This window comes from Nisaea denitrificans DSM 18348, from assembly GCF_000426505.1.
In the GTDB taxonomy this organism is placed as follows: domain Bacteria; phylum Pseudomonadota; class Alphaproteobacteria; order Thalassobaculales; family Thalassobaculaceae; genus Nisaea; species Nisaea denitrificans.
Map to the genome: position 1 here is coordinate 1627412 of NZ_AUFM01000011.1, position 22616 is coordinate 1650027.

Here is a 22616-nt window from a genome sequence, read left to right on the forward strand (position 1 = left end):
TTTTTCAGTCAAGACTGATGCCCTCCGCTCGTGCTTTCTCAATGGTGTCCAGTAATATTACGCATTGTTTCTCGGATGGAATTTTCGTCGGCATCTGCATTGCGATATTCAAGATGCCGATCTCTTTCGGCGTAAGCAGACGCTTGGCAACAAGAGCCTCATGCACGGCGGTCCATCTAGCCGCCGGGATGGCTAGAATGCGGGTCTGAGCTTCAATGCCGTTGTCAAGCTTCTGAGTGTTCCGTGCCGCCCGCTTTTCTGTCAGATGCTTTTCGCGTGACAATAGTTCGTCATCGAAATCGTCGGGTAACAAGGCGGCGAAACGATCCATCTGCTCTTGCATCCGTGTCCAGCAGGCATCTCGCTTTGCCCATTCCGAGATGTTCGAGATACCTTGAGGCGGTCGAATCAGCTCTTCATTAACATTGAAGGTTATGGCGACGAGCGACTCTTCCAGCAGTCGACTTATTTCCTGCGCATTCCAGATCCGTAGGAAGTCGAGGCTCTTATCCTGCCGACGTACGAGTTCGCTGAGCACAGCCAATGTGTATGCGACTATGTTGGCGCGATAGCCGCCATTGTACCAGGGCTGAGCCGACACCAAGCGCTCGGTTGCCCGGAATATGATGGCGCGCGCTACTACGCGCTTGAAATAGGCCTCGTTGAAGTCGTCCGACGACTTCTCCCATTCCTTGCCGATACGGGACGCATAGCGGGCGAAGTTCTTTTCGGCACCGAGGTTCACAAATCTCGGATGTTCATCCCAGACATTCTCAAATTTGGCGAGGTCCGTCTTGGTGAACATCTGCGGCTTGGGGTTTTCAGCCTTGAAGCGGCGCTGCTCGCCGGGGGTGAGCTTTGCCTGAGCGTCCGCATACTGGCCCCGGGCACGTTCATAGAACCACTTTGTTTCCCGCTGCACTCCCTTTCCAGCCGGAGCCCATAGGCGCCGGGAGAATTCCTCCATGCGGATGTGGAAGGCATGGTTGGAAAAGAAATCGGCCGCCTGAATACGGTTCTGAGTGTTCGCGTATTCAGAAATGCGGGGAACGACCTTTTCGCTCTCCTCGCTGTCGATCACCGAAAGCTTCATCTGGACGAATATGCGCGTAAGGTCCGCCTTGTCCCGTCGCCGCGTATGGAAGAGCGAAGCCGTGGTCTGCCCGCCATTCACGATCTGAAGGTCCGTGATCCGGGTGATCTGGAGGCCGTCATCACCCTGCTGCATTTGGACGCTCTGCGCCGTCGCGGTGATGCCGTTGTTATAGGCGAAGAACATCCCCGGTTCAGTCAGGATTGTCGTCCGGATGCCCTTGTTCACTTTGCCTCTGGCCTGAAGAAATGTGCGAACGTTCTGTTCCAGCAGCCGCGCGCCGAATTTCTCGTATAGCTTCGAGAGAATGTCTCCGGGCATGACGACGAGGTAAGATTGATAGGTATCGGTTCCGAGGTGCGCTGGCAGGCAAGGTATGCCAGTGCCGAACATGGCCTCGAAGTCAAGGTCGAGAGCTTCCTTGTGACTGCGCGAGGAGCGCTGCCGGTGAAGGCGTGAAACATCCCAGATATGATAAGTCGTTGGGACACCGGCAATCTCGGAATCGGGCATCGCCTGGATGCGATCGCTTAGCGTACGTTCAGACAAGAGGAATAGATTGAGGTGCCGTATCAGCGCCTTTCTGTCTGCGATCTGTTGCGCGAGACCGTATTCCGGCGATGTGACCTCAAGATCACTTGCAAGGTTCTTCCGTAGGCTGGCCTCAAAGAAATTCGCGACACGCCTGAAGGCTGCATCCGCTTCCGTGCGAGTGAGCGAGGCGAGTTCGGTGCGGCTGTCAAAGTCCGCTACGAACAGGTCGAGACCACCTTCGTCGTTGAACCAGTACCCATCCACGCGCAACCCACGTTGCGCACGGTAGTGAGCAAATTCGAAGCCTTCCGTGAATCCGGTCTCGATCAGCTCGCGTGAAACAGCATCCATGAACTCCGCGAGCAAGAAGCTGCCGTTCGCTTCGGCACCTGCAAGCAGATCCTGGCGGAAATCATGGAAGAACTCTTCGGCAGTCGTTTCCAATCAGGGGCTCCGGAACATATCAGATTCATCACAGCAGAACGGCGTTATCGTCTCCAGCATGATATCGTAGGAAACCTTGGTGACGCCGGGCGGCAGCTCTGAGCGGATCAGGCGGGGAAAACCATCAATCACGCGGTATCCCTGAAGGCCGCCGACAATGAAGCGCGGAGCATCATATTCCGCTAGCGGCACGTACCCCATGCCCGCGAGTTTGGCGGCGAACTGCTCGATGGCATCGGCATCCGCAAGCTCACCGTCGATCAGCCCGACAATGTCGTTCAGCGACAATGCCTGGTCAGCATCGGGTTGACTGCTCAGGCGCTGTGTCAGCAGAAACAGCTCGTCAACGAGCGATTCCAACTGATCTTCGGACGAAATGCGGACAGTGTTGCGTTCGCGACCGGAAAGCGATTTCACCTCGATGGCCCGGTTTCCAAAAATAAAGTCCTGATGGGAATCGTCCGGTCCACACCACGCATCGACGGCGGTGATCTGCGGCAACGTATCTCTATAGAGAAGCCGCAGAACGTGCAGTTCGCCGAACAGACCGCGAACCTCTTCGGGCGAGAGCAAGCGGGCATTGCGTCCGGCAAGAAAAGCCTTCCAGCGCCGCAAGTGGGCAAGTGCGACAGCCAGTGCCGTCGCCGGGTCCGCGACATCCCGGAGGTTGCCGATGAGGGTTTCACACAGGCCAAGAAACAGGTCGCTGTCGATATGACGAGCAAGCGTGAGAATGAACCGCTGCTGCCCGGCACGATCGCTGTTGCGGAGATCAACGTCGATACCATGCAGCGAAACCACATCACGGCGGAACTGTGCGGTGTGATCGCCATTCAACTCGATAATCAGCAGGGACTGTGCTCCGGCATCTCGTCCCCAGAAGATGGAAACACCCGTCGTTCCCGCGACGCGGAGAACACTGAGATCAGCCGTCGGTATCGGAATTGTGTCCCACGGTGCGGACCTACTCATCGTCATAGTCCTCGTCGGCGTCCGGATCGTCGTCCATCGAGCCGTACAACTCCTCCATCCAGACCTTGTTAGCAATCACCTCGATCTCAAAGTCGGCACCGTACAGGCCGTCAGGGAAGCTCAGCCCCCATGCGGGAACCCTGTAACCTGCGAATGCAGAATTTTCGGTCGGTTCGAGAACATGAATCATCAACAGCGGCTTTTTACGGACCATGCGATAATGAACATCAGAGGGCTTTTTCTTTTTGGACTTGGCGTCCTCAGACGCCAGCTTCTCCGCGGCGGAAATCTGATCGTCTGTTAGGCCTAGCTTCTCATCGCCACGACTGGCGACGCGATATCCTGAAACCTGCCATTTATCAGGCGTGGCATCCTTTTCAGCAGTCCGGTCCTGTGCGCCAAGCCGATATGCTGCCGGGTCGCCAGGCCCTTTCGAAATAAGCAGAACATCCGCTTTGGTGAATTTAGGTGCAATCTTGAGGAGGTACTCAACCGCATCGGCTTTCCGCTTTCTCGCGGATTTGTGCGCCTTGAACCGCAACAGAAATTCATCGACTTTCGCGACATCAACGTCAGGAATAAACCATCCCTTTTCAGTCGGCTTCACTGTGCGGCCAAAACCGTCGCGCCAGTATTCCGCGATCAGTTCCTCGTTGTTCTGATTGATCGTAGGATCGAGAGGGAGCAACCAGCTTTCCTGAAGTGTGCCAGTCAGATTCTGGTTCAGAACGACCTTCTCGCCGCTGCGCATCTTGTTAGCGGCAGTCACCATCAGGCTGTCGGGGTGAGACTTCACGTAGAGGCCGAAATCCTGCGGACTCATGTCGGCCTGACGCATCCGCGTGATCTGCTGACGCAGTTCCTCCGATGCCAGTGCAATGTGCTTATACCAGTTGATCGAGTCATTTGAGAGCCAGACCCGGCAGACATCCTCATAGCCCGGTCGATAACCGAACCAGCGTCCCATCTGCATCAGCGTGTCGTACATCTTGGTGTTGCGGTACATGTAGCTGATTGTCAGCCCTTCAATCGTCAGGCCACGTGACAGGCTGAGGCCGCCGATTGCGATGGCGGTCAGGCCTTTGTCATCCTTCTCGTACTTCGCGAAATCGAGAACCTCGTCGCTCTTGCTGTTGACCACATAGGTGCGCAGGGTTTCGAAGACGCCCCAGAGAGCCGCTTTAACTTCATCCCAAGAGTAATTCCTTCCGCCAAATTCGTCGGCGGCGAACTCGGCATCATACGTAGCGCGCAAACGTGCCATATGTTCGTTTTTCGATGACGCTGCTTCCGGCATCAAGTAATTGGCTTTCACGGCTTCCCGCATCCGGTCGAGACGCAGTCCGATGAAGCTCCGCACTTCTTTCTGAACGGAGACGAAGCGGGACACGTTGATCAGCATGGAGCAGTGTTTCCGCTCCTGACCTCTGAGGTTGCGGATGGCTCGGGCGACAATGAACTGATCCAGCGCACGATAGAGGCTAGGTGGGAGTTCTGTGACCGGAAAGCCGTTCTTATGAGTGAACGGCAGGTAATCCTCGCAATCCACGACCTGCCGCAGGACCACACTGCTGCTCTCGTCGTTCAGGAAAACCTTGTCCGGCCCGAAATATGTGGTTGGCGCATCCAGAGAGTGAATGAAATCGCGCGGGAACAGCTCTTCGTAGGCGTCCTTGTCGAAAGCATCGGGGTCGATAAAAATGTTGGCGAACGGAGTGGCCGTATATCCCACGTAGCAGTTCTTGCTGAACAACCGCAGAATCTTCCTTATCCAAGCATTGGTAGCGGTCGGATTGATATCAGGCTTATTGGTGTTGATCGATGCGTTGTCAGCTTCGTCGTCGATGACAAGCATAGGGATATCAGCAATGCGGTCGCGTCCTTTCGCGTTCAACTCCCGCAACCAAGTGTGTAGAGCTTCGAGAGTCTTCACATGCTTTTTGATGACCAGAATGACAGGATTCTTGAAATCGTTCAGTTGCGCGCCGCTGACATTCGCGGTCTGCTTGTTGAAATCGGAGTATATGTTCGTGAGCGTGACAGGGTTCGGGTAATTTCTGTCCAGTCCTACACCGATGTTCACGCGATTTTCCGGGTCGCTGGAGCGTCCGACAAATCCCTCATCGACGCGCTGCTGGGTCTGCTTGCGCAGATTATTGTGAATGCCCGCAATGACGACGATGAACTTGTATCCGGCATCCGCAGCCTTCGCGATCACGCCCATGTAGTTGGCAGTCTTGCCAGACTGGACATGACCGATGACAAGGCCACGGCGCTTCCATTCCCCTTCGCTGGTTGGGTCTTGGAGCAGGCCGAGAATTTTTGACCCGTCAGCGTTGAGAAGGGTGTTTACAACGGTCGGCTTCCAGCCTTGGCTGCGCAGATAGCCACCATAAGCATCTGTATAGATCGTGTCGATTTCGCGCTTGTGAATCCAGTCTTCATCGTGCGCGGCATCTACATCAATTAATGAGACGCCCGCGTTCATGCGCGACGGTATTGCCGTCTCGGCTTCAGTGATGATGTTTTGAAGGTCGCCGGAGTAACCGAGCAGCGGCGCGAGGACGGCAGCCTTGGCCGTGATCTCGTCGCGTGCTGGCGGACCGTCCTGATCGTCGAATGCGCCGATCAGTGCAGCAAGAACAATCTTCTCCTTATCACCCTGCGTACTCAAGCGAAGCCCCCCTGAATGTATTTCTCAACGATCTCCCCGTGATCGTCAAAAAGTCGCGTCGATCTGACAATATCCCTGAATGCATCCGCATTCCCCGGCCCGTCACCCCACAGAGCACGTTTGAGGTCATCAAGGCGGTTCTTTACGTCATCGACTTGCGGAATCTGGCTCACGTCACGGGGTTGCGTCGAATAATCCGAGTAGATCATCTCGATGGGCAGTGAAGCTGAAACTGCTTCCAGCAAAAAGTCGAGGTGACGCACGCCTTCGCTGTCCAGTTTCTGGTGCAGGCGTTGTGTCAGCGGATGTGTCCTGTTCAGGGCATACCGGATGCCGATCTTGTCGGCATATCGCTCCCATAGCGGCGCAGTAACCTCTTGAAAGAGCTTCTGACCGCGCCCCCGGTGAACGGTCGTGCTTGCACCTGAGACCTGCGCGATAATCTGCCGGAGCCGTTCCCTTACTGGCAGCGGCGGACGGGATCGCGACTTCTTGATATCAATGGTCCACGCTTCATCGAGGCTGTTTGGAAAGTCGATCTGGACGCGGGCCAGCTTGGTAGCTTCCCCCTTCGGTATCAGCCGAAACCAGTCACCCCACGCCATCAGCCTGCCGTTTCGGTAGATGTAGGCCCCCTGATTGGAGATGAAATCACTGCGGGTCTGATAGAAATCGTATTCGCGGGCAGACAGGTTCGAATGGTGTGGAAGGATGTACGGTTGCAGATGCACCGCTGCCGATCCGATCCGCACAATCTCTTCCGGCAGATGTCTGGTATGAGTGTTTTTACGGCAGAATGGGTCAAAGGCTTCGACCGGATGTCCGTTCACCGTGATCGCGATGCGGCTCCGGCCTCGGATTTCACCGGCCAGAAAACGGTGGAAGACGAGCGCTAGATGCTTCTCCAGAACATCCAGCTTCTCATTTACAATCGCATCTCGGCGGTTGCCGGTTTCATCCTCCAGCAGGCGGTCCAACTCCCGCCAGATGACAGCGGTCCCGCGCTCGCCGAGACGGTTAACGTATGGGAGTGCTTGGATATCGTCATCCTCCAGAACACTTAATATCCAGTCGTCAGCGGCGTCTATGACATCCAGGTTCCACTCTGCCCCTGAGAGAATACCGCTTTTCGCGCTGACGACTGTCAGGGAACGGCATTGGGAAAATGATGCTGTTTTCAGTCCGAGGCCAAACCGCCCGAGATCGTGAGGCGTCCGCTCCTCGCGTGGATTAACCGTACCATGCCGCATGGCGGCGAGAAGTTCAGCCGCGTCCATTCCGCGACCATCATCAAGAATTACGAGGACGGGTTCCGCAGCCGAAGTATCATAGAAAATGTCGATCGTGGCAGCATCGGCCGAGATGCTGTTGTCGATCAGGTCGGCGACCGCCGCCTCCAGAGAATAGCCCAGATCGCGCATCGATGCCGACAGACACGCCGCGCTTGGCGGGAGTGGAATGTTTCGTGCCATCAGGTGGCCTCGCGAATATTGCGGGAGAGTCTTTCCACTACACTAGGCGCGTCGCTTTTGAGCTCGCACTCCCAGACCGTGAAGACGGTCCATCCTGCCACCTGTAGAGCAACCCGGTTGCGCTCATCCCTGCTCACATTGGAATCGAATTTCGCCTGCCAGAACTCCGGTCTGGTCGAAGGCATGGTAGCGTTACGACACCCAGAATGCCGGTGCCAAAAGCAACCGTGAACAAAGATTGCAGCGCGGTATTTCGGTAGGATGATGTCGGGCCTGCCGGGAAGCTCTCTCGCATGGAGCCTGAACCGGAAACCGGCACGATGCAGGAGTGAGCGCAACTGCAACTCCGGACCAGTATTCTGACCCTTGATGCGGGACATATTCCAGCTTCTTCGCTCGCGCGTGATGGTGTCAGCCATCAGTCGTCAAGCCGGACGGCATCGAGCACTTCCGCCACAATTTCCGCGATCTGTTTTGCAAGCTGGGGCGGAACAGCGTTTCCGACCTGATGATACTGAGCCGTGCGCGGCCCCGCAAAAAAGTAGTTGTCGGGGAAGGTCTGAAGGCGCGCCGCCTCCCGCACGGTGAGACTGCGGCACTGCGCAGGGTCATAATGGATAAAATAGTGACCATCCTTGGAGATATGGGACGTAATGGTGCTCGAAACCTGATCAGCGAGTTGCACTCTGAAGCGATCTGAAAACATCTTGCCTGTACGGCCAAGCTCGACATTTCGATGCTCCGGCAGCAGTCCCTCCGGGAAGTCTGCCAATTTGGGGCTACGTCCTGCCTTCTGCGCAAAGGTGGCAGCGAAGAGATACCGCCTAAGATCAGAGCCCATATGGCTGCGCGCTTCATGTGCTGTTAGCACCGAAAGCCGGTCGTCATAGAGACTGCGCAACACATCATGTACTGGCCTGCGCATACGATAGAGCGTGGACGAAACTGCACTGGGCGATTTCACTTTGATCAGATTGTGGAAATCAAATGCTTGGGCGACTTCGCTAGCGTGGGAGGCACCGTTCAATTGACGGCGAACATCCATGCTCGAAATGGCCCGCAATTCATCCAGCCATGCCACCGCACTGTCAGTCGCCTTTGATAGGCCGCTACGTATGGATGGGAGTGATCCTATCGTCTCTTGGACGGTCGGTGCCGTCATCTTTTTCAACAGGCCGGGACGGACCTTCAGGTCGCTCCGGATGCCGACAATGAACATGCGATGCCGAGCCTGCGGGATGCCGTGTTCTTCGGCGCGGACAACAAACAGGCGAGGGTCCACTTCCTCATCCGCTATGTCCTCTTCGGTGAGGGAATATAACCTATAAGCCAGATCGCTTGGAGCGCCTGGGATGGCTGTGCTTGGACGGGAGAGATCGCGGGCAATACGCGTGATCGCCGATCTGCCTTCTATGGTCGCAGAAAGCAGGCCTTTGACATTCTCCATCACGAACACCGGCGGACGGTGGTCGGCGATGATCCGTAGGTATTCGAGATAGAGAGTGTGCTTCTCGTCATGCTCGAATTTGGGATCACCCTTCATGCGCGATCGGCCGACCAGAGAATATGCCTGACATGGAGGGCCTCCGATAAGCGCCCATCGCCGATTCCCACCAATCCGCTCTCGGACAATCCCATGCACTTTCGCATGAGATTCAAAGCCTAACGAAATCCGCAGAGCGGAAGATGCTGCATCGCGGTGTGCGTCTGGATAGCGCTGGTAAAGTTGCTCACAGGAGATATCTCCGGCGAGAAACGCATAATAAGGGTCGGGCGCTTCGCCTTCCGGGAATTGCCTGATGAAGTGTCGCAGAAGAAGAGTCTGATGCGCGAAATCGTCCCGCTCGATCGATACGGCACTGGTGAAGCGCGGACGCCCTTTCTCGTCAACGCTTGAGGCGAACCCTTCTCCTAGGCCACCTGGCCCTGCAAACAGATCGACCACCGGGTAGGAGTGGAATCGCTGTTGGACCTGGCTCTTGGATGCGCTCCCTCTCATCAATAAGTCCGTTCTGGTTCGCTCCCCTACGTACATGCTTATCTAAGCCCTCTACTGTCCTGTGATGTTCAGCAGGTGCTTGCCATAACTGGGGGCACTGGAAAGCCTCTGAAACTCTTCGACACTCAAAACTACTACAACTGGTCGCCCGTACTTCTCAACTTGAACTGGTTCCGCTCTCGCTTGCTCGATCAACTGTCCGAAACTATTTTAGCGTCCTGAGCAGACATTATTTTCGTGCGATTTTAGCAATTCTGCTCTCGCCCGCAACGAGGCCGAATGATTGACGCTCTGGACGTGCTTCAACGGATTCTCGCTGAGCTAGGGAAAGTATGATGTCACCAAAATTAGAGCCTATTGACGGATAGCAGCATCGGACGTGGTCGATGCGTGGTTAGAAGGGAACCGTCTCAATGTAGCCGAGAATCGGGTGAGGTATCTCGCCCGTAACCGGGTGACGTTCTAGCTTCGTCGTCGTACGTTGGATCTGGTTATCAGAGAGAGATGGGAATAGATCAGTCAGGCCGGTTTGGCCCGGAACTGTGTCCCTACGGGACCGGTCTTTGATCTCGCTCAGACCGGGCTTGCGCCCTGCCTCCGCCTGCGGCTCTGCCCTCGGTGCAGAAGAATTAGGCGAAAGCCCCCCCTGAGGGGCTACTACCTGATAGACACCGTTTTGCACCATGGCGTCAGGATGGCGATCAAGCCGCTCGCAAAGCTCCTTCCAGCGCCCCTTGACGGTGCGCAGAGACACGCCTGAGGCTTCGCTCAGAGCCTGCTGGGTGATGCTTCCACCCTGCTCGAGGAGCTTCTGCAGGCCATCGTCGATTTTGCCGTCAGTGCGTCTCCTATTCTTCCTACCGCTCCACGGCCCGGCCATCTGTTGCTTCTGCCGGGTCGTCAGGCGAGTCTCATCGAGACGCATGGCGCCTCGGTCAATGTCACCGCCGCGCGCGGGGGAATAGTGGTTCCACGTCCACTTCCAGATTTGACGCAAGGTAGGCAAGACATCCTGCTTCCAGCGTAGGCCGTTGACATTCGCCTGAAGCCCGGCCTCCTCGACAACCTGCCAGAAGGTCTCCATCGCCCCGTTTTGCCGGTGCCACTCGACGAGCGGGCGGACGTAATAGCTGACGGTCCAAAACAGATCCTCGTTCCGGCCAACAGTGCCTTCGACAAGCTTAAGGCGACGCTCCCGACGCGCGCCCGCCTTGTAGAACGGCTTCACCACGCTCCAGATCTGGCGGATATCGACAGCCTTACCATTGAGGGGAAACGTCTTCCAGGCGTCGTGCAGCGGATTCTTCGTTAGAGCACCGATGGCATAGCCGAAATCACCATTCATGGCCGTGACAAGGGCATCGTAGGTGTTCTGGGCGAACCGCTGGGCCTTCGCCGAGGCGCCAGCCCGACGATCGACCGGCGTCTTCAACATCCATGCGATGTGATATCTTCCACTCTTGGGGCTGGCTGAGATCCACGTCGGAGACGGCAGGCCAAGCTTGAGCCATCGGTCGAGGTCATCGTGGTCGCAATCGACCACGAAGAAATTCATATAATCAGCGGTGTTAACGGCGAGATAGCGCCTGTGAACCGCGTACTTTAGGGCCTCTACCCAACTTTCCTTTTTCTCGCCCTTTATGTCGTTCGCAACCAGAGGCTTGCCAGGAATACGGGGAAGAATCTTCTCACCAAGCTCGACGATTTCCTTTTCGCAGACGCCAAAGAACAGAGTTTCGAGCGCGCTGTCCAACGACGATCGGTAGAAGCCTTTCTTCGTCAGACGACCTGGAAGGACGCGTACGGTGACACCTCTAGGACGAGAGATGTGCAGCTTCCCATTTCTGAAAGAACACGGGAGCCAGCGCTTCCGCACGTCGCGACGCGGGAACTCGACGACGACATCGTCCGTAGAGTCATCATTCGCCGCATCAACCGACGAAGAACGTCGCCCGCGCGTAAGAATATTGCGCGCCGAATAAGCATTAGGTAAAATATTAATAGAAGTAGCGGCTGAATTCATTTCGTGACCCATTCGGCTGCTGGCGAAGAGACTGCAATCCCTGCGCACAGGTGGCTTCCCAGAATTTGGAAAGGGCTCGGCTGACAACCGGGCTTTTTTCATTGTGTAGAATCGGGATTTCGGAAAACAAGGATCTTGCACTGATTCAACGAATATTTATGAGCAATGGGGAGATTTTCTAACAAACTCCCTTTCCCTTCTTGATTCCCGTCAAATTATTTTCCGCTTGATCACACCCCACCAATGGCGAGCGCGCTACCCCCTCAAGGGGTTCTGCTCCGGCTCCGCCGGACGCTTCGCTGCGCAGCCTTCGTCACGAACCCTGTCCCGGTCTGGGTTTCCAGACCGGGACAGGAAATGGCCATGTCTAATCCGAGACGTCGGGGTAGACGCGCCGGAAGACCTGGAAAAGCTCTGCTTGAACCTCGTCCGGACCAAGCCAGCCGTCGCGAAGCGCCACGTGGGCGCCGCGCAGGTAAGCTTCTTCATCCCCGCATTCGAGCGCCTTTGCCAAGACGCCATGGTAATACTCGCCCCAGTTCTGACAGGAATCGTAAATCGCATCGTAGTGATACAGGTGAAATGACATCTCGCCCTCCTTTCCGGCAAATCAGCTGACCAACGCCCAACCACTGGGATCGTCCATCTCCTCGATCTCAATCTTGGTCCAATTCCGCGAAACGTTAATGCTGTCGGCAAAACGGAGCCCAGCGATTGCTCCCACCTCTCCCGTCTCCGGGTTTGGCAGAATGAGATCAGCGAGATGTTCCGGGTCGTTGCTGGTTTTCAAACACTCCTTCGCTGCGCGAAGAACCTTGGCGCCGATCTGGCTTCTGGTGATGTCGCTCCGCTGACCGTCCGCTCCGAGCCAGAAAACTCGCATCATTCTATCAACGCGCATGCTGAGACTCCTCTTCATCGCCTCGGTCCGCGCGCCAACGATCGACAAGGTCAGCGAAGCGTTCGCCGTATTTCTCGCTGCAGGGATAAGAGCGTGTGTCTCTAAGCTCCTTAAGAACGGCGAACATGTCGTCGGAGATAGACCGGTCCACCATCCAGAGATCGACAGGATCCCATGCGCCATTGAATTCCGCATTCCATACCGCAAGGAGAAAATCGGCTACCCGCTTGCCCTGCCCGGTCATACTGACTGCGACCGAGAAGAGCCGGTCGAGCGCGGTCTCAGACCTAACATCATTCGACGCAACGACCAGTGGCATGGCGCTCGGCATTGGCGCAGTGCGCGCGACTGCTTTTGTATTTCGATTCATTTTTGAACTCCCATTTTGTGTCACGACCCGATGTCGATGAAACCAATATACAGGAGGCGAACGACACCCTAAAGCATTGATTTAACACGATAAAACGAAGGATTTTGACCTTCGAAATCCTTGAGCCGAAGGATTTTTCAGGATCGTTTTCCTTGGCGCCAAGGAAAACCCAGCCTTGGTCACCCCAAGAAAGACACCAAAAAGTATTCACAAAACCATCAAAAAACATTCAGTGCATTGATTTTATTGATATTTACTGCAATTCTCGCTCAAATTTAGAGCGCTAAAATCCTTGGAGATCAGAAATTCATCCGATTTCATGTTGTCCAGCCCGCTAGGCGGGCCGCAGCACACAGCATGACCGGAGAGCCATCAATCGGGCGATTCCGGTCATGATGTGTGTGGTCAACGTGAAATCTGTTCTGTCGGCTATTGCCCGCATCGCGGGGAATGGACGGCGGACGCGCAGGCCGAGGATCGAGGGGCGAGCACCGCTGGAGCCCTCGGGGGCAGAGGCGGAATCGATTGGCGGGGGTAATTAGGCGGCGAGATCTTCACGCTGGCTCATGATCTCGGCGGCAAAATCGCCGTTATAGATTGCGGGAAACACGCTGTTCATGCTGTTCTTGACGGGTGGCAAATAGAACTGCTGCCGACCCTCTTCCGTGAACATCATGCTCGGGTGTCGCAATTTCGACCGGACTGAACCGGTTGAAACCCGCCCGCTCTGGATTTTGTGAACCTGATCTGAGATCAAGAGATCATCAGCGGGTTGGAAACCCATATCCCGCCTCCTGCCCCGGCTCCGGCGACACCGGTTTCGGCTTCCTCGTCGGCAGAGGCGGCAAATCTTCCTCGTTCCACGGTAGCGCCCACGGTTGGGACGGATAGATATCGGCAATGGCAACGCCGACCCGGCTCAAAGGCTTCTCGTAGTGATCGCGGATCGCCCGCCCTTCAGATTTCAGGCTGGGGATAGCGCGCTGAATCTGGCTGTCGGACATGTCGAGAATCTGCTGCGCGCGAGCCGGTGTGATAGCGTTCGCGAGAATTCTGAGCTCCGGCATCAACCGAGCGATTTCCTCTGCATCTGTTGTCGTGCCGAGCTTCGCTGAGAGGTACGATTGCAGGTAACTGGCCTGCCTGCGATCCATCTCGAACGCTCGGCTGGCGCGGTACGCAACCGCCATCTGAACGGTCGCATTTGCGAGCCCAATCATTGCAGCGAACGCAGTGATAGCAGCGGCGAATTCCTGACTGATCAAGAAATCCCGCACGACATCGGCGGGCGCAGCGGCGTCACCCTTCTTCCGCTTTAGGAACGCCCACTCGGCCAGTTCAGCCTGTCGCTTGATGTATTTCTGCGATCTGATTTCGAGCCAGTGGCAGATGAGCCGGGCTCGCTGCTCAGGGGTCAACTGGTCGAGATCGAGGCCGTCGAGGCTGTCGAGGTCACCGCGCGTCAGCGCTCCCAAAATCGAGAAAATCTGCTCGTCGGTGAAGGGTAGGATTTTGTCTTCGTTCATGTGCTGCTCCTTGTTGTGGGTGTCATCGCATCCGAGGTCCGAGCAAGAACCCGGCGGCCGGTTCGCTCAGGGCCTGCTGCCGCTCAAGCTCTCGCTGCTGTTCGATCTGCTGGCGGCGGCGTTCTTCCCGCTCTCTCTTCAGCCGCTCCCCGACCACGCGGACGGCGTCTTGATAGGTCCGGCATCGGCAGATTTCCTGGTCGTGCGACTGGATGGCGGCATCGATCCGGTGCGCGATCTCAAGGTCGCGCTCAGCCGTTGTCACGTCCGTCGCCCGCCACTTTTCGTGTTCGGCCTGGCGCTGCCGGGCGGTGTGTTCGGCCGTCGCTCGCGCGGCTTTTACGCGGAACTCGTAGGTCTCGGCGGGTTCCAGCTTCACCCGTGCCGCGTCGGCCTGGTTGCGGGCGAGTTCCGCGTCGCGGACCCGCTCGGTGATGATGCCGACCGACTGAGCAATGCGATCAGCGCGACCAATCAACGCCTCCGCCTCGTCCGCCACCCGCTCCAGCTTCTCGACTTTCTGGACGGCGACGGCGCGGGGCTTCTCAAGCTGGCGGCGGGCGTCGTCGGCGAGAAGCTTGGCATTGCGTGATTTGGCGTCGGGCCATGGATCGGATGCTAAAATGACAAGGCGTTCGTCGCGAACTCGGTCGACCTCCTGGAGGAGCGACTGTTTCTGCTTCTGGCGCCCCACGATGAACTGGTGCACCTGCTGTGCGGCTGGGTCGTCGAGCTCAGCCCGGCGCTGAACGAACGCGGCATAGGTGTCGATGGCTGGCTTCGTCTGGCGCAGGACATCGCGCAGCTTCGTGTTCGACGCCAAGGTCGCCGCGCGTAACTGCCGGGCGGCGACTGGCGCAAGCCGAACGTCGCCGCGCTGTATCAACGCGCGGGCGACCCCGGCGATTTCCCGCTGGCGGCTGAATGCGGTCGTCCAGCGCCCTTTTTCCCGCTGCTTGTGCTGATCGCGATACGCGGCGTAATCCCGTTTGAGCCGCTGATGCGCGGCCTCAGCAGGCTCTGGGGTGGCCGGATTCTGCTGTTGGCGAGCGATAACGGCGGACTGAACGACAAGTCGCTCTAGACGCTCTGTGGCGTCATGTCGGCCGAGTTCGATGTCGCGGCGGGCATCCTCGACTCTATTGCGGATAGCCTGTCGCTGATCCCGGTCAGAGCGTTCAGAATGTTCTCTAAGGCTTCCAAGATCTGCTGGTTCGCTGACGGTCCTTCCGGCGGATCTAGAAGGCTGAGAAGCGGCAATAGGCTGTTGGTGGTCAGCGCCGCCTCGATCGCCGCGTAGTCCATCGGGCTCAGGCCCCGGCGATCCCGCGTGCGGATTGTCGACATCGGGTCGCTGATCGTCGCCGCGCGGATCTCCGACAAGTCGCCCGTCGACCAAATCTTCGGAGAGAGACTGCCAAGCGCCCTCGAACCGCTCGATTGCGTCGGCGTATCGCCCGGCGGCGGCGAACTTGGAAGCCTCGTGGAGGGCTCGGCGTTCTGCTTGTCTGGCATATCTTTCTCCTTCTCTGATGCAACGGGTGGTGGCGCGTTGCAGCGCGGTGGCTAAACGTTGAGCGGCCTCAGCGCTGCCTTGCGAGCCGCGCTTGATCGCGGCCATCTGAATCTGATGTGCCGCATTCATCTTCTTCTCAAGATCGGCGGCGAACTGGCGCAAAAACCGCTCGAAGTCGCCCGGCTTTTCCATGTCGATCGGCGCGATAGTGTCCGACGACACCGAAGACCCGGCGCCGGTTCCAGAACCTGTCCCGATGCTCGGCCCGGCCGATTTCGAAGCCGGTTCGGCTGGCCGTGCCTGCTCGGCCGCCGGAGCGCGCACATCGACACGCGCCTGCCCCAGCTGAGCGAGCGGTGGAATCTGAAGTCCCGCAATGCGGTCCTGCACGTCAGCGGCCGGGATCCTTGGTTCGCCTGCTTCCTTGGAAGCGGCATTCAGGACGCGGGACAGGCTCTGCGCGTTTCCGGCCTGGTCGATGATCATCGTCGTCTTCGTGCCCTGAGCCAGCGCGAAACCGCGTTCGGCAAGGGCCGCCTCGAACGCCTGCGGGCTGTCTGAGGCCTTCCACGCCGTCAGCGCGGCCGACCGCACGTCGGCGAGGTTGACGCCCTGCCTGGCTGCCTGAAAGCGCTCGTCGGAATTCATGACGGCACGCTCAGTGCGAGGCCCCTGTCCGCACCCCTGAGCGATCATCGCAGCATAGACGTCGGGCCGCTCGTCCTTCAGGAACTTCAGGACCTCCTTATCGAACCGGCCTGACGTGAATTTCTCGCCGAACTCGAACTCGACGATCCGAGCCACTTTCTCGTGCCGAGCGAAGTTGTGCGCGAGGTCGATGACACGGCCATTCTCATTGACTAGCGAGTAGACATAATGCCGGTGAGTGCGATCCTTCTTCTTGTGCTCGACAGCTAGGCGCGTGTGGTCCTGAAGACCGAACTCGGCCTCGTAGAGCTCGAGAACGCGCTCCCACTGCTGCTCGGTGTAGACCGTCGAGGGATCGAGATGGACCTGCATCACGGGCTTCGCGGAGCGACCGTGTGCAGCACCGGCAACAAGCTCGCCCAGCTGGTTCGCAAGATCATCGGATGCCAGCCCACGCGCCTCCAGAAGCTGGACGCGTTCGTTCTCATCGACATCCGTCAGATGTCGAGCGAGAGCGCGTCCGCCGCTACCTCTGGTGGCGCCGACGATCATCTCGGATCGATCCTTCTGATGGTTTCCATCAGGAGAGCCGCCAGCTGCTTGTATTCGACGATGCACGCCTCGATCGCCTCGTGGTCGGCGGCAAGTCCGGCTTCGCGTCGGGCCGCCGCTGCCTGATAGAACGGATGCTTCAGCGCACCAAGCTTCAGCAGGCATTCGCTCAAGATCGCAACGTCCTCCGGTGCCGACGACCGCATCTTCTTCGGACGAGACGGCTCGAAATCGTCGTCGAGATTGACGGCATTCATAGCGATCGAGCGCATGTACGACGCGACGCTGAGTTCGCGCTCGTCCGCTGTCGCCTCTATTAGGCGATAGAGATCAGGCCAAAGGCGAAACGTGATCGCTTCGGATTTTTGACGTTTCTCCGAGCGCATATTCACGTTTTGTTCCCAATATTTCTTGCATTGACGAGCATGAAATTCTCCAATTCTCGGGGGTCAACGGGGGCGGAGCCACCTTGCAAGTTAGTGATGACGCGCCGGGCGCGTGGTAATCACTATGGCTTGCTCAAATATAATAGCCCGCCGACTCGAAGCATTCAAGTATTTGGCATAGGTATTGATGAATTATCGAAAAATAACGCGATACTATACAGAATAAAAATTTGACAAGGCCTGCAATTCCATCATCGCTTCAGATAATATTTGATCGCATCTTCCACGAGATCCCGGCCCGAACCGCCAGAATATCTTGACTTCATCTTCTCATATAGCTGACGATCAATCCTGACATTAACGACGTCCTGAGCGCGTTTCCGGCCACGCAGGCGCGTCAAAATGCGTTTACGGTCCTCTTCTGTCGGATTTTCGATGCCGTCGCTCTGAAGCTCTTTCAGAACCTCGTCTTCATCAGCTTCCTGCGGACGGCCGACCGGGCGCTTGTAGATGCGCGCATAATAGTCCCTGAAACTGTTCCGACCCCAGACCGGCTGCCCCACGAACACGAAGACCGGTGCCTCGAGGAGCATCTCAGCATCCTCGGTCGCCGATTTCTGCTCGTGAATCTCGACGAGATTCTCCGGAAAAACGGTCTGGACAGCTTCCAGAATACTCTCCGCGTCTGTTCCGCCCGCTTTAAGCCGCACTGCCTCCCGGCGCTTGTGAACGACGATATAAGTGTCGCGCCGTCGCTCTTCGGGATCCAGTTTGCGCTGTTCACTATCGAAATAGATGTGCGCATAAATCGGTGTTGGCTCGACGCTGGTCTTGTCGTCCTCATGAGCGCGCAGGAGGAACTTAATCTCCATGTCGATGCCGTCGTGAACGCTCAATGTGAGCGAGGTGTCGACATCCGGATCGTAGTATTCTTGATAGATTTCCTGCACCGAATCCAAGCTGAAATCGAACTCACGCTCTTCGAATGGATGGGTCTCGTCGTGCTCCCATGCAGCCTCGCATACTGCGCCTTCGAGCTCACGCATGTCGGTCGGATCGGACAGCATGAAACTGAGGTAATTATCAGCCTTTTTGCCGTCATGTGCAGGCCAAAGAGAATAGGCTTTCTCGCTCGTCGACATGGCAAACCTCCAAATCTCATATCGTTAGATACAAAATATCGTGGCACGCAACGAAAATCAATAAAATAGGCGATAAAACGGCACGCAACGTTATTATTTTGGCAGTGGTCAGACGCTTAAGCTTAACGCGTTACGATAAATTGACGTTCTCGCGGGCTGGCTCACGAGATGAAGCGGCCATCGCCGAATAGCCGCAGACTTTGCAGGCAAGGCGGCTAGGTTGCTCTCTCAATGGCGACCGGCAATCAGGGCATTCACGGCGGGCGAGGGCGCGCATGCGTTTTATTTAAAATCTGTCCAAACAACGTTCCCGCCAATAACATCACCGGTGTATCCAGGTATGTGAACTGAAACCGTTTTCCATAGATTTTTTGCTATACTACTGTCTTTCGGCGCAGCTAGTTTGAAGCCATCAAATACTTTTTTTGTCATTAGTATTGGTGGCGTGCTTGGTGTAAATTCCTCGTAACTATCATAAAAATAAAAACTGAAAACAGACCGGTCGGTATGATAAAATGCATTGTTAACATAATCTGTTTTTAAGGACTCCAGAAAAACCTTCGAAGACTCGTCCGACCAATAAAAATCCCCAAATATGTCTTGTCGGCCAACGCGAAACCTATCAACATTGGCACTATAACCCGTCTTGTTTGCAGAATCTGTTAGTTTGGATGCGACATTTGCCGGACGCCCTAACCAAACTAAGCTGCGATAAGTTTCGCGATTAACTCCGCGTTTACGAAAACCTGTTTTCGTCGCCAGCATCTTTCCGGCATCTATTCCAATACCGCACGAGAATTCGTTTCTCTTAAAATACTTATTTATCACATATATAGCGGTCGAGTTCATCGAGATCGCAGTCTCAACTGCGTTTACATAACAATCGGTTGAGTCAAATAGAACCATTACGCGGTCGCCGATGATACCACGGACATGTCCGTTATTGCGTTCCGCGCATTGCGTCATCGCGCGGACAAAAGCCGAATACAGCTTTGCGACTGTTTCCGGCTTATGTGCGAGATTCAGGTCTGTTGATCGTCTGATATCCACGTACAACACGCAGCTATCTAATAACTTAGATGACTGCTGCTTAGCATCAAGGTTAGGGAAAGTAACGCCGCCATCGCTGTAACCCGGAACTACACTTGTTGGAGAGACATTGATGCTAAAGTCAGTGGACAGAATGGTACTTACTTCATCGTCTAATATCGCTTTAAGTGTTGAGATTTTCAATCGATTAAATCCAACACTCTTACTGTCAAACCTAGAATAGGAAAGATGAAAACAATTAATATTGATACACTCAGAAATGTCACAGAAATTTGAAAGAAACGGAATTTTCTGATAGCAATTATACTATTTTCATGAACCTGATTTAGTAAATCGTCTATATACTTGTCGGTATAGCTCCTAGAATGATCTGGCATATAGTAATCTCTAATTAATTCCTTAAATTCTTTATAGCCAACCCTGCTTATATCGCCGAAAAACAACAAATTAGGGATATTTTTTGAGTTAGATTTAGATTTAATTGCAAGTCGAGGATCGAACGAGAAGAGCGAGACTAATGTTGCAAGAAGGGCAAATGGGATTGAAATTTGCAGTGCGATCTTGAGCCATGACGTTAGTTCGAGATTCGATGCTTGGAGTGAGATGCAGGCGAATGCCCACGCCGACGAGAGAGTAACCACAGCGCCGTTCTTCGCCTCAGCGAATTTCAGAAAATCGATTGCGCGGCTGAGGTTATCTACAGCAATTTTTTCGAACAAGTCTCGGCCAACGGCTTCCATTATGCTCTCGTGCCTACGTTGATTTATCGCTATGCATCTCTATCATTGCGAACGAGTAGGATTCAAAGCTATTTGCACGTGAGATTAATTTTTTTGGGATTGTCACTGCGACCGACCTTTGTCGCCAGGCTGAGTCTCGGTTGGTATTTCTCGATTGACGGAAATACTCCATCGATCTACTCCACTAACTGAATCGGCGCGGTCGCTAAGGTTCTGATTTCTAGGACAGGCTAGATAGGTGGGAACGCATCCAGGTCCCCCAGCCAACTCCCTGAAAATTTGCAGCAAGCGTCGATCTGGAAAGATCTCCCTTGCGCTCGTCCGGCCGCGTCTTCTGCTCCGTTTGCAGTTGCGAAGCGTCATGGATAATGCGACCTTAAAAGCGTTTTGAACTACTAGTTTTTGGAGGAATCCGGCCCATGGTTGCTATCCGGCTCATCGCTCTCGTCGTGCTTCTCGCCGGGGTAACCGCCACCGTGCCAGCTGCAGCGCAGGCATTGTTCGGCGGCCGGAATATGGCAGGGGAATTCCTGACAAATGAGGATATCCAGATCCGAAACAAAGTCGGTGTCGAGCTCCTGAAATCAGGCAAAGAAGGCGATGTTGTGGAATGGTCGAACCCAAAGACCAAGAGCTACGGGACGATCACGCTGCGCGATGCCTTTGACTACAACGGCATGAAGTGCCGGAGGGTCGAGCTGGAAAACACACCGAAAGGGCTTAGCAGTCACACGGTCTGGTACAAGCATGGAGTTTGCGCTGTGCCGGGAGAGGGTTGGAAGTACCTGTACTAACGTACCTCTCGCAATTGTGGCTCAGCCCGCTATTCATTTTGGGTATGATTTGGACCAGTCATTAGCTCGGAGGCTGAAATGGCTTTCTGGTCGCGTTTAAATCTGTACCGATTCATCGTCATCGCTGCCGTCGTTTCGACTGTCGCCCTTGGGAGCAATGCGCTCCAGGCACGCCAAGGCGATGAAGCGCGCGTGCTTGTCGAATCGATCATCGACGATCTCGGTGTTGATCGGGCCCGTATCCGGTCCGTCGACGTGATCGCCGATCACCAGGGCGGGCGGAGTCCGGCCTCGAGTTACTCCGGCTGGATCTCTTTCAAGGATTGCAAAGGCAATCTGGTAATCATGCTGGGCCGGACGTTAGCGGTTCAAAGCATTTACACGACAGGCGACTGTGAAGTTTCCGGCGTAGATTAAAGATCGCCACGAATCTCTGTGCCTCCTCGATGCTCAACTCCCAAACTAATGTCGAGAACGAAAGTAAAACCCAAATATTTTGCGACTTTATACATTCGATTAATTCATTGATTTCATCTGATTTCCAAGATGAACGCCTTGCCCCAACTCCGGATATCAGCAACCATCGGGCTGAGACTCGCGAAGAACATTGCAAGATGGAAACTCGACCACATTAACGTGTGTGCACCGGGTTTCCAGGTACAGCGGAGATCCGGAAATGCGTCGGTATCGATCCTTCTGTCTATTTGGCGTGTTGGCCGGGCTCCTTCTTGTTGCGGGATGCGAGGAACAGGCAGCTCCAGTGGCGGAGACCGTGCGGCCCGTCCGCGCAATGAAGGTCAGCGACGTAGAGGCCATTGCCCGGCGCAGTTTTCCCGGAAAAGCAAAAGCGTCAAAGGAAACCGATCTGGCTTTCAAGGTCGCCGGCCCGCTGGTGGAGTTTGATCTCGAAATCGGCCAGGAGGTGGAGAAGGACCAGATCCTGGGCCGGATCGATCCGGCGACCTATGCAACTGAGGTACAGTCCGCCACGGCAAATCTCGAGCGGGCGCAGGCGCGCTATGAGGATGCCGAGTTGGAATACAAACGCCAGAGCACGCTCTTTGAGCGCGGGCATGTCGCCAAGGCAAAACTGGACAGCGTCATCGCCAGTATGAAAAGCCTTCAGGCTGACGTGGCCGCAGCCGAAGCCGCACTCCGCCGGTCCGAGCTGGATCTGAATTACACCTATCTCCGTGCCCCATTCAGCGGGGTTATCGTCAAGACGCACATGGAGAATTTCGAGAATGTGCGGGCCTCCCAGCCGGCCGTTCGCCTGCTCGATTCCGCAATGATCGAGTTCGTCATCGATATTCCCGAGACGCTCATTTCGCTGGTCCCCCGGGTCGAGAGCGCGATCGTCGTCTTCGACGCCTTCCCGGAGCACAAGATCGTTGCTGAGATCAAGGAAATAGGCACTGAAGCCTCGGAGACGACGCGGACCTACCCGGTCACTCTCTCGATGGCGCAGCCGGAGGGAATCCGGATCCTGCCCGGGATGGCCGGCACCGCGACCGGGAAGGTCGACGGCATCCGTCCCGCCGCCTCACCGGTCCAGGTCCCGATCTCCGCGACCTTCACCGCCGGAGAGGACCCGCAGACGATGGTCTGGGTCATCGACGAGGCCGCGATGACCGTTACGAAGAGGCCCGTCGTGACCGGAGCGCTAACAGATACCGGGATCCAGATCGTTGAGGGCCTCGCCGCCGGAGAATGGATCGCGACGGCCGGCGTGCATTATCTGCGCGACGGCCAAAAGGTCAGCATTCTCAACCAGTAACGG

20 protein-coding genes and 1 pseudogene are annotated in these 22616 nt (G+C 55.9%); 3 read left to right on the plus strand and 18 right to left on the minus strand.

The window, feature by feature from the left end; translation table 11 throughout:
• Positions 1 to 4 precede the first annotated feature (4 nt).
• The 18 genes and pseudogenes from K328_RS0108655 to K328_RS0108730 all read right to left on the minus strand — a co-directional run bounded on the left by K328_RS0108655 (position 5) and on the right by K328_RS0108730 (position 20042).
• Entirely contained in the window at positions 5 to 2071 is a 2067-nt protein-coding gene (locus K328_RS0108655; protein ID WP_028465646.1) for an AIPR family protein, read from the minus strand.
• Positions 2072 to 3043, minus strand: coding sequence for a PD-(D/E)XK motif protein (locus tag K328_RS0108660; protein ID WP_028465647.1), 972 nt, complete (start codon positions 3041 to 3043; stop codon positions 2072 to 2074).
• Positions 3036 to 5717 carry a Z1 domain-containing protein gene (locus tag K328_RS0108665; protein ID WP_028465648.1) on the minus strand — a complete coding sequence of 894 codons (2682 nt, stop codon included), beginning with the start codon at positions 5715 to 5717 and terminating at the stop codon, positions 3036 to 3038. The genes K328_RS0108660 and K328_RS0108665 overlap by 8 nt, the downstream gene beginning before the upstream one ends.
• Entirely contained in the window at positions 5714 to 7189 is a 1476-nt protein-coding gene (locus tag K328_RS0108670; protein WP_028465649.1) for an ATP-binding protein, read from the minus strand. The genes K328_RS0108665 and K328_RS0108670 overlap by 4 nt, the downstream gene beginning before the upstream one ends.
• A complete protein-coding gene (locus K328_RS0108675; RefSeq protein WP_028465650.1) occupies positions 7189 to 7608 on the minus strand; it encodes a very short patch repair endonuclease in 420 nt (139 codons plus the stop codon). The genes K328_RS0108670 and K328_RS0108675 overlap by 1 nt, the downstream gene beginning before the upstream one ends.
• Positions 7608 to 9188: a DNA cytosine methyltransferase gene (locus tag K328_RS23130; protein ID WP_051284662.1), complete on the minus strand. Its 1581-nt coding sequence runs from the start codon at positions 9186 to 9188 to the stop codon at positions 7608 to 7610. The genes K328_RS0108675 and K328_RS23130 overlap by 1 nt, the downstream gene beginning before the upstream one ends.
• A gap of 51 nt (positions 9189 to 9239) precedes the next feature.
• A pseudogene (locus K328_RS26315) lies at positions 9240 to 9386 on the minus strand (type II toxin-antitoxin system prevent-host-death family antitoxin); the annotation flags it as partial.
• Positions 9387 to 9582: 196 nt separating this feature from the next.
• The gene (locus K328_RS0108685; RefSeq protein WP_169721190.1) at positions 9583 to 11211 is read right to left on the minus strand and encodes a replication initiation protein; all 1629 of its coding nucleotides are present in this window, start codon (positions 11209 to 11211) and stop codon (positions 9583 to 9585) included.
• 367 nt (positions 11212 to 11578) lie between these two features.
• Positions 11579 to 11800 (minus strand): hypothetical protein, encoded by a 222-nt coding sequence (locus tag K328_RS0108690; RefSeq protein WP_028465652.1) that lies wholly within the window; start codon positions 11798 to 11800, stop codon positions 11579 to 11581.
• 21 nt (positions 11801 to 11821) lie between these two features.
• Positions 11822 to 12112 (minus strand): hypothetical protein, encoded by a 291-nt coding sequence (locus K328_RS0108695; RefSeq protein WP_028465653.1) that lies wholly within the window; start codon positions 12110 to 12112, stop codon positions 11822 to 11824.
• Entirely contained in the window at positions 12102 to 12482 is a 381-nt protein-coding gene (locus K328_RS23135; RefSeq protein WP_051284663.1) for a DUF7673 family protein, read from the minus strand. The genes K328_RS0108695 and K328_RS23135 overlap by 11 nt, the downstream gene beginning before the upstream one ends.
• 538 nt (positions 12483 to 13020) lie before the next feature.
• Positions 13021 to 13158: a hypothetical protein gene (locus tag K328_RS26855; RefSeq protein ID WP_169721191.1), complete on the minus strand. Its 138-nt coding sequence runs from the start codon at positions 13156 to 13158 to the stop codon at positions 13021 to 13023.
• Between the two features lie 88 nt (positions 13159 to 13246).
• Complete coding sequence (locus K328_RS0108710; protein ID WP_028465655.1) at positions 13247 to 14008, minus strand: hypothetical protein; 762 nt, start codon at positions 14006 to 14008, stop codon at positions 13247 to 13249.
• A 22-nt stretch (positions 14009 to 14030) separates the two neighbouring features.
• A complete protein-coding gene (locus K328_RS25720) occupies positions 14031 to 16724 on the minus strand; it encodes a relaxase/mobilization nuclease domain-containing protein (protein ID WP_051284664.1) in 2694 nt (897 codons plus the stop codon).
• The gene (locus K328_RS0108720; protein ID WP_156901208.1) at positions 16721 to 17116 is read right to left on the minus strand and encodes a hypothetical protein; all 396 of its coding nucleotides are present in this window, start codon (positions 17114 to 17116) and stop codon (positions 16721 to 16723) included. The genes K328_RS25720 and K328_RS0108720 overlap by 4 nt, the downstream gene beginning before the upstream one ends.
• A gap of 245 nt (positions 17117 to 17361) precedes the next feature.
• The gene (locus K328_RS0108725) at positions 17362 to 18252 is read right to left on the minus strand and encodes a hypothetical protein (protein ID WP_028465657.1); all 891 of its coding nucleotides are present in this window, start codon (positions 18250 to 18252) and stop codon (positions 17362 to 17364) included.
• Between the two features lie 282 nt (positions 18253 to 18534).
• Entirely contained in the window at positions 18535 to 19485 is a 951-nt protein-coding gene (locus tag K328_RS26320; protein WP_169721192.1) for an adenylate/guanylate cyclase domain-containing protein, read from the minus strand.
• Positions 19482 to 20042: a Pycsar system effector family protein gene (locus tag K328_RS0108730; protein WP_028465658.1), complete on the minus strand. Its 561-nt coding sequence runs from the start codon at positions 20040 to 20042 to the stop codon at positions 19482 to 19484. The genes K328_RS26320 and K328_RS0108730 overlap by 4 nt, the downstream gene beginning before the upstream one ends.
• 419 nt (positions 20043 to 20461) lie before the next feature.
• Between K328_RS0108730 and K328_RS0108735 the strand changes: the two genes are divergently transcribed.
• The 3 genes from K328_RS0108735 to K328_RS0108750 all read left to right on the plus strand — a co-directional run bounded on the left by K328_RS0108735 (position 20462) and on the right by K328_RS0108750 (position 22613).
• Positions 20462 to 20836, plus strand: coding sequence for a hypothetical protein (locus K328_RS0108735; protein WP_028465659.1), 375 nt, complete (start codon positions 20462 to 20464; stop codon positions 20834 to 20836).
• 78 nt (positions 20837 to 20914) lie between these two features.
• Positions 20915 to 21253 (plus strand): hypothetical protein, encoded by a 339-nt coding sequence (locus K328_RS0108740; RefSeq protein ID WP_028465660.1) that lies wholly within the window; start codon positions 20915 to 20917, stop codon positions 21251 to 21253.
• A gap of 259 nt (positions 21254 to 21512) precedes the next feature.
• Complete coding sequence (locus K328_RS0108750; RefSeq protein WP_084608176.1) at positions 21513 to 22613, plus strand: efflux RND transporter periplasmic adaptor subunit; 1101 nt, start codon at positions 21513 to 21515, stop codon at positions 22611 to 22613.
• Positions 22614 to 22616 lie beyond the last annotated feature (3 nt).

Excerpts from the sequence above, each read along its gene's own strand:
- K328_RS0108660 (WP_028465647.1), bottom strand. The coding sequence starts at position 3,043 with ATGAGTAGGTCCGCACCGTGGGACACAATTCCGATACCGACGGCTGAT.
- K328_RS0108670 (WP_028465649.1), bottom strand. The coding sequence starts at position 7,189 with ATGGCACGAAACATTCCACTCCCGCCAAGCGCGGCGTGTCTGTCGGCA.
- K328_RS0108675 (WP_028465650.1), bottom strand. The coding sequence starts at position 7,608 with ATGGCTGACACCATCACGCGCGAGCGAAGAAGCTGGAATATGTCCCGC.
- K328_RS23130 (WP_051284662.1), bottom strand. The coding sequence starts at position 9,188 with ATGAGAGGGAGCGCATCCAAGAGCCAGGTCCAACAGCGATTCCACTCC.
- K328_RS0108685 (WP_169721190.1), bottom strand. The coding sequence starts at position 11,211 with ATGAATTCAGCCGCTACTTCTATTAATATTTTACCTAATGCTTATTCG.
- K328_RS0108690 (WP_028465652.1), bottom strand. The coding sequence starts at position 11,800 with ATGTCATTTCACCTGTATCACTACGATGCGATTTACGATTCCTGTCAG.
- K328_RS0108695 (WP_028465653.1), bottom strand. The coding sequence starts at position 12,112 with ATGCGCGTTGATAGAATGATGCGAGTTTTCTGGCTCGGAGCGGACGGT.
- K328_RS23135 (WP_051284663.1), bottom strand. The coding sequence starts at position 12,482 with ATGAATCGAAATACAAAAGCAGTCGCGCGCACTGCGCCAATGCCGAGC.
- K328_RS26855 (WP_169721191.1), bottom strand. The coding sequence starts at position 13,158 with ATGATGTTCACGGAAGAGGGTCGGCAGCAGTTCTATTTGCCACCCGTC.
- K328_RS0108710 (WP_028465655.1), bottom strand. The coding sequence starts at position 14,008 with ATGAACGAAGACAAAATCCTACCCTTCACCGACGAGCAGATTTTCTCG.
- K328_RS25720 (WP_051284664.1), bottom strand. The coding sequence starts at position 16,724 with ATGATCGTCGGCGCCACCAGAGGTAGCGGCGGACGCGCTCTCGCTCGA.
- K328_RS0108725 (WP_028465657.1), bottom strand. The coding sequence starts at position 18,252 with ATGTCGACGAGCGAGAAAGCCTATTCTCTTTGGCCTGCACATGACGGC.
- K328_RS0108730 (WP_028465658.1), bottom strand. The coding sequence starts at position 20,042 with ATGGAAGCCGTTGGCCGAGACTTGTTCGAAAAAATTGCTGTAGATAAC.
- K328_RS0108735 (WP_028465659.1), top strand. The coding sequence starts at position 20,462 with ATGGTTGCTATCCGGCTCATCGCTCTCGTCGTGCTTCTCGCCGGGGTA.
- K328_RS0108740 (WP_028465660.1), top strand. The coding sequence starts at position 20,915 with ATGGCTTTCTGGTCGCGTTTAAATCTGTACCGATTCATCGTCATCGCT.
- K328_RS0108750 (WP_084608176.1), top strand. The coding sequence starts at position 21,513 with ATGCGTCGGTATCGATCCTTCTGTCTATTTGGCGTGTTGGCCGGGCTC.